Below are 14,241 nucleotides of genomic sequence, written 5' to 3' on the forward strand. Positions count from 1 at the left end.
GCCCGGCCCGGCGGGCCCGGCTGACGACCTGGATGGAGCTGTGGCGGTCGCCGCCGCGCGCGAAGACGCTGTCGTCGGGCCCGGCCGGGACGTCCCGGCCGGGCCTCGCCGTACGTACGGCGTCAGGCGGCCGGCGGGAGTTCGCCCGAGCCGCGGGGGATGAGGCGGGTCGGGAGTTCGATGCGGGACGGGGGGAGGTCGGCGCCCGCCAGGCGCTGGAAGAGGCGGTCCGTGGCCACCCGGCCCAGGGCGGCGGCGTCCTGGGCGACCACCGTGACCCCGGGGCGCAGCAGGTCGGCCAGCTCGAAGTCGTCGAAGCCGACCAGCGCCACGGGCCGGGACGACGCCGCGAGGACCCGTACGACGGTGACGGTGACCCGGTTGTTCCCGGCGAAGACGGCGGTGACCGCCTCCGGCCCCGCCAGCATCGCCCGGGCCGCCCCGGCCACCCGCTCGGGGGCCGTGGAGCCGAGGGAGACCCACGCGTCGGATACGGGGAGGCCCGCCTCGCGCATGGCTTCGCGGTAGCCGCGCAGGCGTTCGGTGGCGGTGTGGATGCGGGGGTGGTCGCCGATGAAGCCGATCCGGCGGTGGCCGCCGGCGATCAGGTGCGCCACCCCGTCCCGGGCGCCGCCGAAGCTGTCCGACAGGACGCAGTCGGCCTCGATCCGGCCGGCAGGTCGGTCCACGAACACGGTCGCCACGCCCGCCCGGATCTCCGGCTCCAGGTAGCGGTGGTCGTCGCCGGCCGGGATCACGATCAGCCCGTCCACCCGGCGGGCGCACAGCGCGAGCGCCAACTCCCGCTCGCGGTCGGGGTCCTGGGCGCTGGAGCCGTTGACGAGCAGGGCGCCGTGGGTCCGGGCCACTTCCTCCACGGCCCGGTTGAGCGGCCCGTAGAACGGGTCGGCGAGGTCCTCAAGGACCAGACCCACGGTCGCCGTACGGCCCTTGCGGAGCACGCGGGCACTGTCGTTGCGGCGGAAGCCGAGCGCCTCGATGGCCTCGTTGACCCGCTGCTCGGTGTCAGGGGTCACCCCCGGCTCGCCGTTGACGACCCGCGAGACCGTTTTCAGGCCCACACCTGCCCGGGCGGCGACGTCCTTCATGGTCGGCCGGTTGCCGTAGCGGGGCTCGGACGGGCGGCGCGTGTGCGGCACGGTGGGGAAACCTCCGGAGGTGACGGACGGCGCGGGCAGGGCTCTGACCTCGGCTCGGACCTTGAGGATAAGCACTCGGACGGCAAGCGGGTTTCCGTGGCAGGGTGGGGCGGGCAAGCCACAGGGGGCTTCAGAGGCGAGGCCTGGGGAGAGGGGTAGACGTGATCGTCTGGATCAACGGCACATTCGGTGCCGGGAAGACCAGCACGGCCCGCGAACTGGCGGGACTCCTTGCGGACAGCACCCTGTACGACCCGGAGCTCATCGGCGACGCGCTGCGCCGACTCCTGCCGCGCGAACGCCTGGCGGAGGTGTCCGACTATCAGGACCTGCCCAGCTGGCGGCGGCTCGTGGCGGACACGGCGGCGGCGATGCTGGCGGAGGTCGGCGGGGTGCTGGTGGTGCCGATGACGCTGCTGCGCCAGGAGTACCGGGACGAGATCTTCGGCGCTCTCGCGGCGCGCAGGATCCCGGTGCGGCATGTGCTGCTCGCCCCGGCGGAAACGATCCTGCGCGAGCGCATCGCGACCCGCGAGGAGCCCGGCGCGCCCGAGGTGGTGGACGTACGGGTCCGGCAGTGGGCGTACGACCACATCCCGGCGTACCAGCAGGCGCTGGGCTGGCTCACGGCCGACGCGCACGTCATCGACAACGGGGCGCTGACGGTACGGGAGACGGCGCAGCGGATCGCGGAAGCCGTACGGTCCGACACGGCACGGGTCTGCGACATCGTGCAGACCCCGGAGCCGACGGGGGAGACGGTGGCGGCCGGGGTGCTGCTCTTCGACGACCGGGACCGGGTGCTGCTCGTGGATCCGACGTACAAGCCGGGCTGGGAGTTCCCGGGGGGTGTGGTCGAGGCGGGCGAGGCGCCGGCGTGCGCGGGCGTACGGGAGGTCGCGGAGGAGCTCGGCCTGGCGCTGGAGCGGATCCCGGAGCTGCTGGTCGTCGACTGGGAGCCGCCGCGGCCGCCGGCGTACGGGGGACTGCGGCTGTTGTTCGACGGCGGGCGGCTCGCGGAGCCGCAGATCGCCGCCCTGCGTCTGCCCGGCCCCGAGCTGCGGGCCTGGCGCTTCGTCACGGAAGCGGAGGCCGCCGAACTGCTGCCGCCGCAGCGCTCAGAACGGCTCCGCTGGGCCCTGCGCGCCCGAGAACGCGCCCACCCCCTGTACCTGGAGGCGGGCCGCCCGACCCCTTGACGCCGCGGGCGACCGCTCCGCCGCCGGAGCGGGGCGGTCGTCTCAGCCGGTGGCGGGGACCGCTTCCCCGGCGGCCGCGCGGAGTGTCGCCGCGGTGTCCGTCACCCAGGGGTCGCCGTGGCCGAAGCAGGCAACGGACGGGCCCAGCGCGGCCAGGCGGCGGAAGGAGGCGATCGCCTGTTCGCGGTCGACGTTGAAGACGCCCAGCATCACCTGCCCCACCCCCGCGACGCAGTCGCCGGTGAACAGCACCCCGTGCCGCGGCAGATGGACGCCGATGCTGCCCGGCGTGTGGCCGGGGGAGTGGACCACCACCGCCCCGTCGCCGAAGGGCAGCACCTCCCCGTCCTCCAGCTCCCCGTCGACCCGCGTCGGCGGCGCTTCGGGGACCGTCAGACCGTGGGCGTACAGCGGAACCTCCCAGTCCAGCAGCACCGGCTCCGGGACCGGCCGCTCACCGCGGACCACGGGGGCGTCCAGCCGGTGCGCCAGCACCCGCGCCCCCCAGCGGGCGGCCAGTTCACCGGCCGCGCCGACGTGGTCGCGGTGGCAGTGCGTCAGCACGATCCGCTCCAACCGCTCCGGCCGCAGCCCGAGCGAGCGCACGGCCTCCTCGATCGCGTCGGCGGACCCGGCGTGACCGGCGTCGATGAGCGTGAGCGCCTCGCCGTCGCACCACAAGTACGCCTGGCCGATGGGGAAGCGGAGCATATGGAGCCGCTGCGGGACGACCTCGACAAGATCCATGTGAGTCATGGACCGAACGTACGTGTGGGGACTCCGCTCGCGGTACGAGGTTCACCGGGAGCGGAGTTCGCCCGTAGCGCAGACGCCTGGAACGGCGCCGCGAACGTCAGCCGCGCTTGGACTCCGCGTAGTTGACGAGGAAGAGGGCCTCCGCCACGGCCAGCCGCTCCAACTCCTGCGGGGACACGCTCTCGTTCACGGCGTGGATCTGCGCCTCCGGCTCGCTCAGCCCGATCAGCAGCATCTCCGCCCGCGGGTAGAGCGACGTCAGCGTGTTGCACAGCGGGATCGACCCTCCCATGCCGCTGACCTGCATCTCCTGCCCCGGGTACGCCACCTGCATGGCCGCCGCCATCGACGCGTACGCCGGGCTGCTCGTGTCCGCCTGGAACGGCTGCCCCTGGCCCACGACCTCGAGTTCGAGGCGCGCCTTCCACGGTGTGTGCGCCGTCAGGTGCGCCTCCAGCAGCTTGATGGCCTCTACGGTGTCCACGCCCGGCGGCACGCGCAGGCTGATCAGCGCGCCGGCGCTGGAGTGCACCGACGGCGTCGCGCCGACCACCGAGGGGCAGTCGATGCCGAGGACGGTGACGGCGGGGCGGGCCCACAGCCGGTCCGCGATCGTGCCCTCGCCGATCAGCTCGACCCCGTCCAGGACCTTGGCGTCGGCGCGGAAGTCCGCCTCCGGGTACTGCAGGCCCTCCCACACCGCGTCCGAGGCCAGGCCGTCGACGGTCGTCGAACCGTCCGCCGAGCGCAGCGAGGCCAGCGTCTGGATCAGCGCGGCCAGCGCGTCGGGGGCGACGCCGCCGAACATGCCCGAGTGCAGGTTTCCGGCGAGGGTGTCGATCTTCACCTTGAGGAGGGTCATCCCGCGCAGCGTGGCCGTCACCGTCGGCAGCCCGAGGCGGAAGTTGCCCGCGTCGCCGATCACGATGGTGTCGGCGGTCAGCAGCTCGGGGTGGGCCTCGGCGTACTGCTGGAGCCCGCCGGTGCCCTGCTCCTCGGAGCCCTCGACGATCACCTTCACACCGACCGGCACACCGCCGTTGGCCTTCAGCGCGCGCAGCGCCAGCAGGTGCATGATGAAGCCGCCCTTGCAGTCCGCCGCGCCACGGCCGTACCAGCGGCCGTCGCGCTCGGTCAGCTCGAAGGCGGGGGAGATCCAGGCGGCGTCGTCCAGCGGCGGCTGTACGTCGTAGTGCGCGTACAGCAGCACGGTCGGAGCGCCCTCGGGACCGGGCAGGAAGCCGTACACCGACTGCGTGCCGTCAGGGGTGTCGAGCAACGCCACGTCCTGGAAGCCCTCGACGCGCAGGGCGTCGGCCACCCAGTTCGCGGCGGCCTCGCTCTCGCTCCGCGGGAACTGTGCCCAGTCCGCGACCGACTGGAAGGCCACCAGCTCGGTGAGCTCCGCCTTGGCGCGGGGCATCATCGAGGCGATGGTCTCGGCGATCGGATTCTGGGACATGGGCACGCTCCTCGTGGGTGCGACGTTGTTGTGGGTGCCGGGTACGGCGAGCAAGGCGAAAGACAGTCCGATCCTCGCACAGAGGGCCGAGATGGTCTCTCGCCGTAGGATTTCCCCGGCATCGGAGCAACCGCGTGATCAGGAGCAGCAGCACATCGTGAGCAGCGACGACGACGTACACGGCGCAAGCGCAGGGCAGGCCGCTCAGGGGGCGGGCGAAGGGACGCCGGAGGCGGCACCGGCCGACAGCAGCAGAACCGAAGGAGCGCGGGAGGCCGCGGCGGAGGGCGTGGCGGAGGCCGCGGTGAAGGACGGCGCGGAGGCCGTGGTGAAGGACGGCCCGGACGGCGGGGCGCCCGACGGCACCCGTGAGGTGTGGGACGTGGTCGTGGTCGGCGCCGGACCGGCCGGGGCCTCGGCGGCGCACGCCGCGGCGGTCGCGGGGCGGCGGGTCCTGCTGCTGGAGAAGGCCGAACTGCCCCGGTACAAGACCTGCGGCGGCGGCATCATCGGCCCCTCGCGCGACGCCCTGCCGCCGGGCTTCGTACTGCCGTTCAAGGACCGGATCTACGCGGTCACCTTCTCGATGAACGGGAAGTTCGCCCGGACCCGGCGCTCGAAGGGGATGCTGTTCGGTCTCATCAACCGGCCCGAGTTCGACGCGGCTCTCGTCGCGGAGGCCGAGAAGGCCGGCGCGACCCTCCGTACGGGGACGGCCGTGTCCCGCGTCGAGCAGCACGGCCCGGCGGTGCCCGACCGGCGCACCGTCGCGGTGGTGCTCGCGGACGGCGAGACCGTGCTGGCCCGGGCCGTGGTCGGCGCCGACGGCAGCGCCAGCCGGATCGGCGCGCACGTCGGCGTGGAGATGGACCAGGTCGACCTCGGCCTGGAGGCGGAGATCCCGGTCCCGGAGCCGGTGGCCGAGGACTGGAAGGGTCGGGTGCTCATCGACTGGGGTCCGCTCCCCGGCAGTTACGGCTGGGTCTTCCCCAAGGGCGACACCCTCACCGTCGGGGTGATCTCGGCGAAGGGCGACGGCGCGGCGACCAAGCGCTACCTGGACGACTTCATCGCCCGGCTGGGCCTGTCCGGCTTCGAACCGGCCATCTCCTCCGGACACCTGACCCGGTGCCGCAAGCCCGGCTCGCCGCTCTCGCGCGGCAGGGTGCTGGTGGCGGGCGACGCGGCCGGACTGCTGGAGCCGTTGACCCGCGAGGGCATTTCCTTCGCCCTGCGCTCGGGCAGGCTCGCGGGGGAGTGGGCCGTCAAGATCTCCGAGGCACAGGACGCGGTGGACGCACGGCGTCAGGCACTCAACTACGCCTTCGCGGTCAAGGCCGGCCTCGGCGTGGAAATGGGCGTCGGCAAGCGGATGCTGCACGTCTTCGAGGCCCGTCCCGGGATCATGCACGCGACGATCACCGGCCTGCGGCCCGCCTGGCTGGCCTTCGCCCGCATCACGCGCGGCTCGACGACGCTGGGCGACCTGGTCCGCACGTACCCGCTGGCCCGCAGGGCCCTGCACGCCCTGGACGCCCGCCAGGCCCGCAGCGGCCGGGGTTGATTTCCTGGCCGAGGCCCCCGCTCCCGTCGTCGCGTCCGCCGTGGCGACGGAGCGGGGAGGCGGCACTCGGCGCCCCTACAGGTCATCCAGCTTCGGCTGGGAACCGATCGGCCGGAACGGGCCGCACAGGTCGAGGCCGTTGCGGACGAAGAGCCCGAGGCGCCCCGCAGCGCGCTCTTCTCGGCCCCGCCACGCTGCGGTCATCCGTCGGCTCGACCGCAGTTCGGCGATCGGGTCGGCGAGCTGCGCCCCCTGCGCCTCGCCGAGGACTCCGTCGGCCGGCCGCCTTGAGCGACCACGGCCGGGGATCAACGTGTCGAGCAGAGGCAGGAGCGCATGGGCCAGTTGCCCGTTCCCGTCGATCAGCCCGTACGCCCGTAGGCCCGCACGCCCTTACGCCCGCAACTGCTCGTGCTCCGTGAGGTTCTCCCCCACTCACTCCATCGGTCGGTTCGTCGGTCGGTCGGTGATCACGCCATGGCGGAATCCGCCGCCACATGGAAAACCCGCGAGATGCCCGCGCGCACGGCACCTCGCCGGGTGAGCACGGACCGGTCGACCCCGGTGAACAGGACGGCGAGGGCGATGTCGGCCCCGAGGGCGCGGCCTTCCACGCTCACTTCGACTCGTTTCCGCTTGCCGAAGCCGGCTTCCCTGACCCTGACGGTGAGCCCGCGGTCCTGGTTGTCCGCCTCGCGCATGACGTCGAACGGGTTCAGCGCGCTGCCCAGATCACGTCGCCGTCGTACGTGGCCGGGTTCGCGGCACCGTAAGCGCCGGTCGCGACGCCTGCCACCGCACCCAGCCCGCGCACATCAACCCGGTGCCCAGTGTGCCGTCGCCCTTGCCCACCCACGACGTCGGCCCTCTGCCCGGAGACGTGGTGGGTGGTCAGTTCGACAGCGTGATGCGGAAGACGGGGTGGTCGCCGGCGGCCGCCTGGAGGTCGGCGTCCGAGGACTTCGCCGTGACGCCCTGGAAGAAACGGTTGACCTCCCAGCCCCACTTCTCCAGGTAGGCGCGCAGAACGGCCGCCTTTTGGGCGGGGTCGGTGAGTTCGGTGACCGTGAAGGCGCGCACCTTGCGGCCGACACGCAGTTCCCCGCCGCCCGCCGCGCGCATGTTGCGGACCCACTGGGAGTGGCCGCGCGCCGACACCAGGTACTGGTCGCCTCCGTACGTGTGCGGGTTGACCGGGATCCGCTGCATCTCGCCGGACGTGCGGCCGCGCACCGACAGCTCGGCCGTGCCGGCCAGGCTGACGCCGAGGCGGGCGAGCTTTCCGAAGAGCGCGTTGAAGCGGACGCCGAACGCGCCGGCCTGGGCGTAGTACGGGGTGGGCGCGTTCATGATGGCCTCCGGGGCGCTATGGAGAGCAGTGCTCTCGCTTGAGATCAGTGTGCACGGATCGGTGCACCAAAGCAAGAGCAGTGCTCTCACAATGGATCGATGCTCTGGTTGTTGGGCGGTGCTCCGCCTGCATGGCACACTGATCCGCATGAGCACCGTGCGAGGGGCCAGGGAACGGGCCCGCACCGAAGTCACCGCGGCCATCAAGGACGAGGCCCGCCGCCGACTCGCGGCCGAGGGGGCCGCCAAGCTCTCGCTGCGCGCCGTCGCCCGCGAGCTGGGCATGGTCTCCTCCGCCCTCTACCGCTACTTCCCCAGCCGCGACGAGCTGCTGACCGCCCTGATCATCGACGCCTACGACAGCGTCGGCGCCGCCGCCGAGCACGCCGAGGCGGTCGCCCTCGCCGCCGGTGCGCCGCCCCGCACGCGCTGGATCGCGGTCTGTGAGGCGGTCCGTACCTGGGCCCTGGCGCACCCGCACGAGTACGCCCTGATCTACGGCTCCCCCGTCCCCGGCTACAGCGCCCCGCTCGACACGGTCGGCCCCGCCTCCCGCGTCGCCGGCACCCTCATCGGCATCCTCCGCGCCGCCTACGAGGGCCGTGGCCTGGCCCTGCCGCCGCTGCCCGCCGCCCTGCGCGCCGAAGCCGTCCGCATGACCGCGGACTTCGCCGAGGGGCTGCCCCCCGAGGTGACGGCCGCTCTGGTCGCGGCCTGGGCGCAGCTCGTCGGCCTCGTCTCCTTCGAACTGTTCGGCCAGTTCAACCGGGTTGTCGAGGACCGCGCCGCCTTCTTCTCGCACGCCGCGGGGCAGCTGGCGCACGGGGTCGGACTGCCCGCCGTCTGACGTCCGTTCGGGTCGCTCGTCTGTTCGGCGTATGAATGCGGGCGGTTCCGTCTTGTCCGCGGGGCCGCGCGTCTAGTGTTCCTCGGGTCGCGCCCGCCGCTACCGGAGGAAACGTTCATGCGCCGCGCCGTGAAGGCTCTGTACGCCGTCCTGGCCACCGCCTTGCTGGCAGCGCCGGCGCCCGCCGGCAGCGCGTCGGCCCGCACCGCGGGCCCGGCCTCAGAGGTCGCACCCGCCGTGCCCCCCACGCCTCGGCCGCCGGGCGCGCGCGGCCTGGACATCGGGGTCCCGGCGTACGTCTGGTCCGACGACGCGATGCTGAGCGACCTCACCGCCACCGGCCCGGCCGCCTCCGTGGTCGTCCTGAATCCCGGCAACGGTGACGCCCCCTTCGACGCCCCTTGGCGCGCCCGCGCCGACGCCCTGCGCGCCGGTGCCACCCCCGCGCCACGGCCCCCGGCGTCGGACGTCAGATGCCGGCCGTCTCCCTCCACAGCCGGGCCAGGGAGTCGTCGCCGCTCACCGCGGGTCCGGCCAGCGGGAGACGGTTCCACAGGGCCGTGTACAGCCAGGCCGCCTCACCGGTCAGCTCGCAGTCCGCCGGACCGGCGGCCGCGTCCCGTTCCGTACGGGCCGGCTCCTGGGACAGGTGCACCGTCCATATCGCGCCCGTGTCGGCCGCCCGGATGCGCAGCACCCGGGGTTCGTCCGTCCGCACGCGGCTGCGCGGCCGGGAATGGAAACCGGTCAGCAGCTCGTCCACCCCGTCCTGCGCGAACTCCGGCGCCACCGGCGAGAACGCGACGCCCTGCGCGGCCTGCGCGTCGAAGCGGTGCACGGTCGTCTCGTGCGCCTGGCGCCGCGCCCAGAACGCCAGCGGCGACGGCGGGTCCGTCGGCAGGAAGGTCCAGCACCGCACATCGGCCGGAGCCTCGGACAGGGTGCGCACCAGCGCCGCGTGCCCTTCACGGAACCAGGCCAGCAGCTCCGCCCCCGTCAGGTCCGGCGCTTCCGGGAAGGGGAGGGGCTCCTGCGCGGCGTCCGCGACGAAACCGGCCGCCCACCGGTGCACCGCCCCGGTGTGGCGCAGCAGGTCCGCGACCCGCCACTCGGGACACGTGGGCACCAGGGCGTCCGTGCCCGCCTGTTCGGCCGCGTCGGCGAGCAGTTCGCCCTCCCGCGCGACGGTCTCCACATACTCAGTGATCTTCATATCGGCGAGTCTGCCAGCAGCCCCTGACAATGGGGAGATGGATGGGGAACTCTTCCCGCGCGAGCGGACCGAGATCGCTCCCGGCGCCGTCCACCTGCCGGACTGGCTCGGGCCGCGGCGCCAGCGGGAGCTGCTGGCCGCCTGCCGGGAGTGGGCGCGCCCGCCCGCCGGTCTGCGCACCGTGCACACCCCGGGAGGCGGGACGATGACCGCCAGGCAGGTGTGCCTGGGGCTGCACTGGTACCCGTACGGGTACGCGCGCACCGCCGTGGACGGAGACGGGGCACCGGTCAAGCCGATGCCCGGGTGGCTGGCCGAGCTGGGGCGGGAGGCGGTGGCTGCCGCGTACGGTGACACCTCGGATTGCGGGCTCACGTATGACATTGCACTGATCAATTTTTACGACGGTGATTGCCGCATGGGCATGCACCGCGACGCCGAGGAGAAGTCCCCGGCTCCGGTCGTCTCGCTGAGCCTGGGCGACTCCTGCCTCTTCCGCTTCGGGAACACCACCTCGCGCGGGCGCCCGTACCAGGACGTCGAGCTGCGCAGCGGGGATCTGTTCGTCTTCGGCGGACCGAGCCGGATGGCCTACCACGGCGTGCCGAAGGTCCTGCCCGGCACCGCGCCGCCCGGCCTGGGCCTGACCGGGCGGCTCAACATCACACTGCGCGTCGGCGGTCTCGGTCCGTAGGCGGGCGTCCGGTACCTCCCGATCATGCGAGGATCCTGTCATGAACGGCAACGGGGCCCCGCCGCGGGTGGGGGATGTGACCACGCCATCCGCGTCCATGACGGCCACGCGGAGCAAACTGGAGCGGGGCCGTGGCGCACTCGGCCCGGCACTGGAGCTCGTCCACACGGGCCGGGCACCGACCCGGGCGGTCCTGACGGCCGAGCTCGGCGTCACCCGCGCCACCGCCGGAGCCGTCGCCGCCGAACTGGAGGCGCTCGGCCTGATCCGCGTCGACTCCCGCCCCGGCGGGGCCGGCGGAGCCCAGGGCCGCCCCTCCCACCGGCTCGCCGTCGACGAGAACGGCCCGGTGGCCCTGGCCGCACAAGTGCACTCGGACGGCTTCCGGGCCGCGCTCGTCGGCCTCGGCGGGCGGATCGTCGCCACCACCCCCGGCAAGGTCACCGTCTCCGCCGACCCCGCGCAGGTACTCGGCGCGGTCGTCGAGGCGGGCGCCGCGCTGCTCGCCGAATCCGGGCGGCGCTGCGTCGGCGCGGGCCTCGCCGTGCCTTCGGCGGTGGCCGAGCCCGACGGTACGGCGCTCAACCCGCTGCACCTGGCCTGGCCCGCCGGTTCTCCCGTACGGGCCATCTTCGCGCAGTGCGTGCGGGCGGCCGGGATCGACGGCCCGGCGCTGACCGGGAACGACGTCAACCTCGCGGCGCTCGCCGAGCACCGGCACGGCGCGGGCCGCAGCGCCCAGCACCTGCTGTGCGTCGCCACCGGACACCGGGGCGTGGGCGGGGCGCTGGTGCTGGACGGCCGGCTGCACAGCGGCAGCGCGGGTCTGGCCCTGGAGGTCGGCCACCTCACCGTGAACCCGGAGGGGCGCCCCTGCCACTGCGGCAGCCGGGGCTGTCTGGACGTGGAAGCCGACCCGCTGGCCTTCCTGACGGCGGCGGGCCGCACGCCCGGCCCCGAGGTGTCGCTGCTCCAGCAGGCCCGTGACCTGCTGCGCGCGGAGTACGCCGAGCCGGCGGTACGGGCTGCTGCCGAGGAGCTCATCGACCGGCTCGGGCTGGGGCTGGCGGGGCTCGTGAACATCCTGAACCCGGACCGGATCATCCTCGGCGGACTGCACCGCGAGCTGCTGCACGCCGACCCGGAGCGGCTGCGCGCGGTGGTCGCGGACCGCAGTCTGTGGGGGCGCAGCGGCGGTGTGCCGATCCTGCCCTGCACCCTCGACCACAACAGTCTGGTCGGGGCGGCGGAGCTGGCGTGGCAGCCGGTGCTGGACGATCCGCTGGGGGCGCTGGGCGCGGCGGCCTGACCTCGGTCGGGGGCAGCCCTCGGGCATGCCCCCAGGCGGGACGCGTCAGATCCGTGGACGGGACCGGCCGCGGTCTGGCCGACCCCGGTCGGCCGGGGCGCGTCGGGCGGGGCGCGTCGGGCGGGATCAGCCGGGTCTGACGCCGGCCGAGACCGACACCGGCAGACCTGTCACGACGGCCTCCGCGTCCACGGCCACGAGCACCGGCAGCGCGGGGACTCGTGCGGGCTCCGCGGCGATACGGACCGTACGGGAGGGCGCAGCCGGTGCGGGGGCGGCCCGCAGCGAGAACCACACGACCTTGCCCAGACCGTCCGGCTGGTGCCGGGCTCCCCAGGCCTCGCTGACCGCCTCGACGAGCGCGAGCCCCCGTCCGCAGGTCTCCAGCGTCTCCAGGTTTTCCAGGGTCTCCGCCGTTTCGGCCGTTTCGGCCGCGCGCAGTACGGGCAGCCGCGGATCGCTGTCGTAGACCGAGACGGTGAGCCGGCCGAGGCGAAGTTCGATCTCCACCGTGCACACCTTGTCCGGCTGCGCGTGGCGATGGACGTTGCTCAGCAGCTCCGTCACACCGAGCGCAGCCCGGTCTATGAGCGGGTCGAGCTGCCAGTGGCGTAGTTGAGCGGCGACGATGCGGCGGACCTGGCCGATCCGCGAGGGCAGGGCCTGCAGTTCGACGACGCAGTGCCTGCGGGAATGACTGATCACGGCTGCGACTCCCCGCTGTGAGTGTGACGGGTGCTGCACCCTCGGTAACGCTCCACCAGGGTCACCCACAGTGCGCCGCTGTGCAACCGAGCGCGACCGAAAGTGATCGGTATGGAAACCCAAAGTAACTGTTTGTGCAGGTGAGGGGGGTACATTTCGAAAGGAAGGGGCCATCCGACGGACAGAGGAGCTAGGCGCATGAGCACCACCGGTACCACCGGCACGACGGCCGCGACCAAGGCCGCGACCACGGCCGCGACCACGGTGACGACGACGATCGACGTCGACCGCACGGACGCCGACTACCGCGCCTGGCTCAAGGAAGCCGTACGCAAGGTGCAGGCGGACGCCAACCGTTCCGCCGACACCCATCTCCTGCGCTTCCCGCTCCCCGAGGCCTGGGGCATCGACCTGTACCTCAAGGACGAGTCCACGCACCCGACGGGCTCCCTGAAGCACCGCCTGGCCCGATCCCTGTTCCTCTACGCGCTCTGCAACGGCTGGATCCGCCCCGGCCGCCCGGTCATCGAAGCCTCCAGCGGCTCCACCGCCGTCTCCGAGGCCTACTTCGCCAAGCTGATCGGCGTTCCGTTCATCGCGGTGATGCCGAAGACGACCAGCCCGGAGAAGTGCCGCCTCATCGAATTCCACGGCGGTGAATGCCACTTCGTGGACGACTCGATGAAGATGTACGAGGAGTCCGCCGAGCTCGCGGCCCGCACCGGCGGCCACTACATGGACCAGTTCACGTACGCGGAGCGGGCCACCGACTGGCGGGGCAACAACAACATCGCCGAGTCGATGTTCCAGCAACTGAAGCTGGAGCGGTACCCGGATCCGGCGTGGATCGTCGCGACGGCCGGTACGGGCGGCACCTCCGCGACAATCGCGCGCTACGTGCACTACATGCAGCACGACACCCGCATCTGCGTCCCGGACCCCGAGAACTCCTGTTTCTTCGACGGCTGGACCCTGGGTGACCCGCACGCGAGCAGCGACTGCGGCTCGCGCATCGAGGGCATCGGCCGGCCGCGGATGGAGCCGAGCTTCGTGCCGGGCGCCATCGACCGCATGATGAAGGTGCCGGACGCGGCGAGCGTCGCCGCCTGCCGGGCCCTCGAACAGGCCATAGGGCGCAAGGCGGGCGGCTCGACCGGAACCGGCCTGTGGAGCGCTCTGAAGATCGTCTCCGAGATGGTGGCCGAGGGCGACAAGGGCAGCGTCGTGACCCTGCTGTGCGACCCGGGCGACCGCTACCTCGACAAGTACTACTCGGACGACTGGCTGGCGGCCCAGGGCCTCGACATCGCCCCGTACACGAAGACGATCGAGACGCTGCTGGCCACGGGGGAATGGCAGGAGCCCGTCGCCTGAGGACAGGGGTGGCGGGGGTGGTGGCGCGGGCGGCGGTCAGCCCCGGCTCCGCGCCGCCAGGCGGGCGTCCAGCGTGCGCACCGCCCGGCGCAGCGAGTGGCCGAGACCCGGGCGGGCTCCGGCCAGCGCCACGCGGAAGGGGGCCGAGCCGTCGGCGGCGAAGGTCCAGCGCACCCGGGTACCGCTCGCCCGGCCCGGCGCCGGGCCGACGGGGGTGAGGTGCCACTCCTCCAACAGGGCCCGTACACCCGGCACGTTGGTCTCGTCGACCCGGTAGGCGTAGCGCTGCCCGGGAACCGCGGCCACCACCGTCTCCTGGAAGCGGACCCCGCCCAGCAGCTTGATCTCCCGCCCCGCGCCGCCCCGCGTCGGCCGCGCCAGCGTCACCGCCGTGAACCACCGCGGCCAGCCCGTGACGTCCTCCGCGAGCGCCCGGTACACGGAGTCGGGCGGCGCCGCGGCCTCGGCGGTGAAGACCAGGCGGATCGGAGCGGTCTCCGTGAAGTCCAGCCCCACAGGGCGGAGTCGGCGAGCCATGGCGTAACCCCCAGCGGTGTGGCGCGCACCGTGCGCGCCGCGCCACGATAGCTGGCGCTCCGTCAGATGTC

General features: G+C 73.4%; 14 protein-coding genes. 6 read left to right on the forward strand and 8 right to left on the reverse strand.

The annotated features are described in order from the left end of the window. Positions 1–122: 122 nt before the first annotated feature. Complete coding sequence (locus ACWDYJ_RS17765; protein ID WP_451566542.1) at positions 123–1,109, reverse strand: LacI family DNA-binding transcriptional regulator; 987 nt, start codon at positions 1,107–1,109, stop codon at positions 123–125. A 212-nt stretch (positions 1,110–1,321) separates the two neighbouring features. Between ACWDYJ_RS17765 and ACWDYJ_RS17770 the strand changes: the two genes are divergently transcribed. After that, positions 1,322–2,359 carry an NUDIX domain-containing protein gene (locus tag ACWDYJ_RS17770; protein ID WP_451566483.1) on the forward strand — a complete coding sequence of 346 codons (1,038 nt, stop codon included), beginning with the start codon at positions 1,322–1,324 and terminating at the stop codon, positions 2,357–2,359. Positions 2,360–2,401: 42 nt separating this feature from the next. Here the strand turns inward: ACWDYJ_RS17770 and ACWDYJ_RS17775 are convergent, their stop codons facing one another. Both ACWDYJ_RS17775 and ACWDYJ_RS17780 read right to left on the reverse strand, forming a co-directional pair. Next, positions 2,402–3,106, reverse strand: coding sequence for an MBL fold metallo-hydrolase (locus tag ACWDYJ_RS17775; protein ID WP_451566543.1), 705 nt, complete (start codon positions 3,104–3,106; stop codon positions 2,402–2,404). Between the two features lie 106 nt (positions 3,107–3,212). Then, entirely contained in the window at positions 3,213–4,577 is a 1,365-nt protein-coding gene (locus ACWDYJ_RS17780) for a M20/M25/M40 family metallo-hydrolase (RefSeq protein WP_451566484.1), read from the reverse strand. A gap of 91 nt (positions 4,578–4,668) precedes the next feature. On the opposite strand from ACWDYJ_RS17780, the gene ACWDYJ_RS17785 reads away from it, so the two are divergent. Beyond that, positions 4,669–6,141, forward strand: coding sequence for a geranylgeranyl reductase family protein (locus tag ACWDYJ_RS17785; RefSeq protein ID WP_451566544.1), 1,473 nt, complete (start codon positions 4,669–4,671; stop codon positions 6,139–6,141). A 470-nt stretch (positions 6,142–6,611) separates the two neighbouring features. Here ACWDYJ_RS17785 and ACWDYJ_RS17790 read toward each other — a convergent pair whose 3' ends face one another. Then, entirely contained in the window at positions 6,612–6,842 is a 231-nt protein-coding gene (locus ACWDYJ_RS17790) for a hypothetical protein (protein ID WP_451566485.1), read from the reverse strand. A gap of 190 nt (positions 6,843–7,032) precedes the next feature. Further along, positions 7,033–7,491, reverse strand: a complete 459-nt coding sequence (locus tag ACWDYJ_RS17795; RefSeq protein ID WP_451566486.1) for a nitroreductase/quinone reductase family protein — start codon at positions 7,489–7,491, stop codon at positions 7,033–7,035. Positions 7,492–7,639: 148 nt separating this feature from the next. Between ACWDYJ_RS17795 and ACWDYJ_RS17800 the strand changes: the two genes are divergently transcribed. Further along, positions 7,640–8,338 (forward strand): TetR/AcrR family transcriptional regulator, encoded by a 699-nt coding sequence (locus ACWDYJ_RS17800; RefSeq protein WP_451566487.1) that lies wholly within the window; start codon positions 7,640–7,642, stop codon positions 8,336–8,338. Between the two features lie 469 nt (positions 8,339–8,807). On the opposite strand, the gene ACWDYJ_RS17805 is transcribed toward ACWDYJ_RS17800, so the two are convergent. Continuing rightward, positions 8,808–9,551: a maleylpyruvate isomerase family mycothiol-dependent enzyme gene (locus ACWDYJ_RS17805; protein WP_451566488.1), complete on the reverse strand. Its 744-nt coding sequence runs from the start codon at positions 9,549–9,551 to the stop codon at positions 8,808–8,810. 37 nt (positions 9,552–9,588) lie between these two features. Between ACWDYJ_RS17805 and ACWDYJ_RS17810 the strand changes: the two genes are divergently transcribed. Then, entirely contained in the window at positions 9,589–10,245 is a 657-nt protein-coding gene (locus tag ACWDYJ_RS17810; protein ID WP_451566489.1) for an alpha-ketoglutarate-dependent dioxygenase AlkB family protein, read from the forward strand. Positions 10,246–10,285: 40 nt separating this feature from the next. After that, positions 10,286–11,554, forward strand: a complete 1,269-nt coding sequence (locus ACWDYJ_RS17815; RefSeq protein WP_451566490.1) for an ROK family protein — start codon at positions 10,286–10,288, stop codon at positions 11,552–11,554. A gap of 126 nt (positions 11,555–11,680) precedes the next feature. On the opposite strand, the gene ACWDYJ_RS17820 is transcribed toward ACWDYJ_RS17815, so the two are convergent. Continuing rightward, a complete protein-coding gene (locus ACWDYJ_RS17820; RefSeq protein WP_451566491.1) occupies positions 11,681–12,259 on the reverse strand; it encodes an ATP-binding protein in 579 nt (192 codons plus the stop codon). 198 nt (positions 12,260–12,457) lie between these two features. On the opposite strand from ACWDYJ_RS17820, the gene ACWDYJ_RS17825 reads away from it, so the two are divergent. Then, positions 12,458–13,633: a PLP-dependent cysteine synthase family protein gene (locus ACWDYJ_RS17825; protein WP_451566492.1), complete on the forward strand. Its 1,176-nt coding sequence runs from the start codon at positions 12,458–12,460 to the stop codon at positions 13,631–13,633. Positions 13,634–13,669: 36 nt separating this feature from the next. Here the strand turns inward: ACWDYJ_RS17825 and ACWDYJ_RS17830 are convergent, their stop codons facing one another. Further along, on the reverse strand, positions 13,670–14,170 hold the full coding sequence (locus tag ACWDYJ_RS17830) for an SRPBCC family protein (RefSeq protein ID WP_451566493.1): 501 nt from the start codon (positions 14,168–14,170) through the stop codon (positions 13,670–13,672). Between the last annotated feature and the right edge of the window lie 71 nt (positions 14,171–14,241).

The sequence above is a fragment of the Streptomyces sp. NPDC003042 genome, from assembly GCF_053591315.1.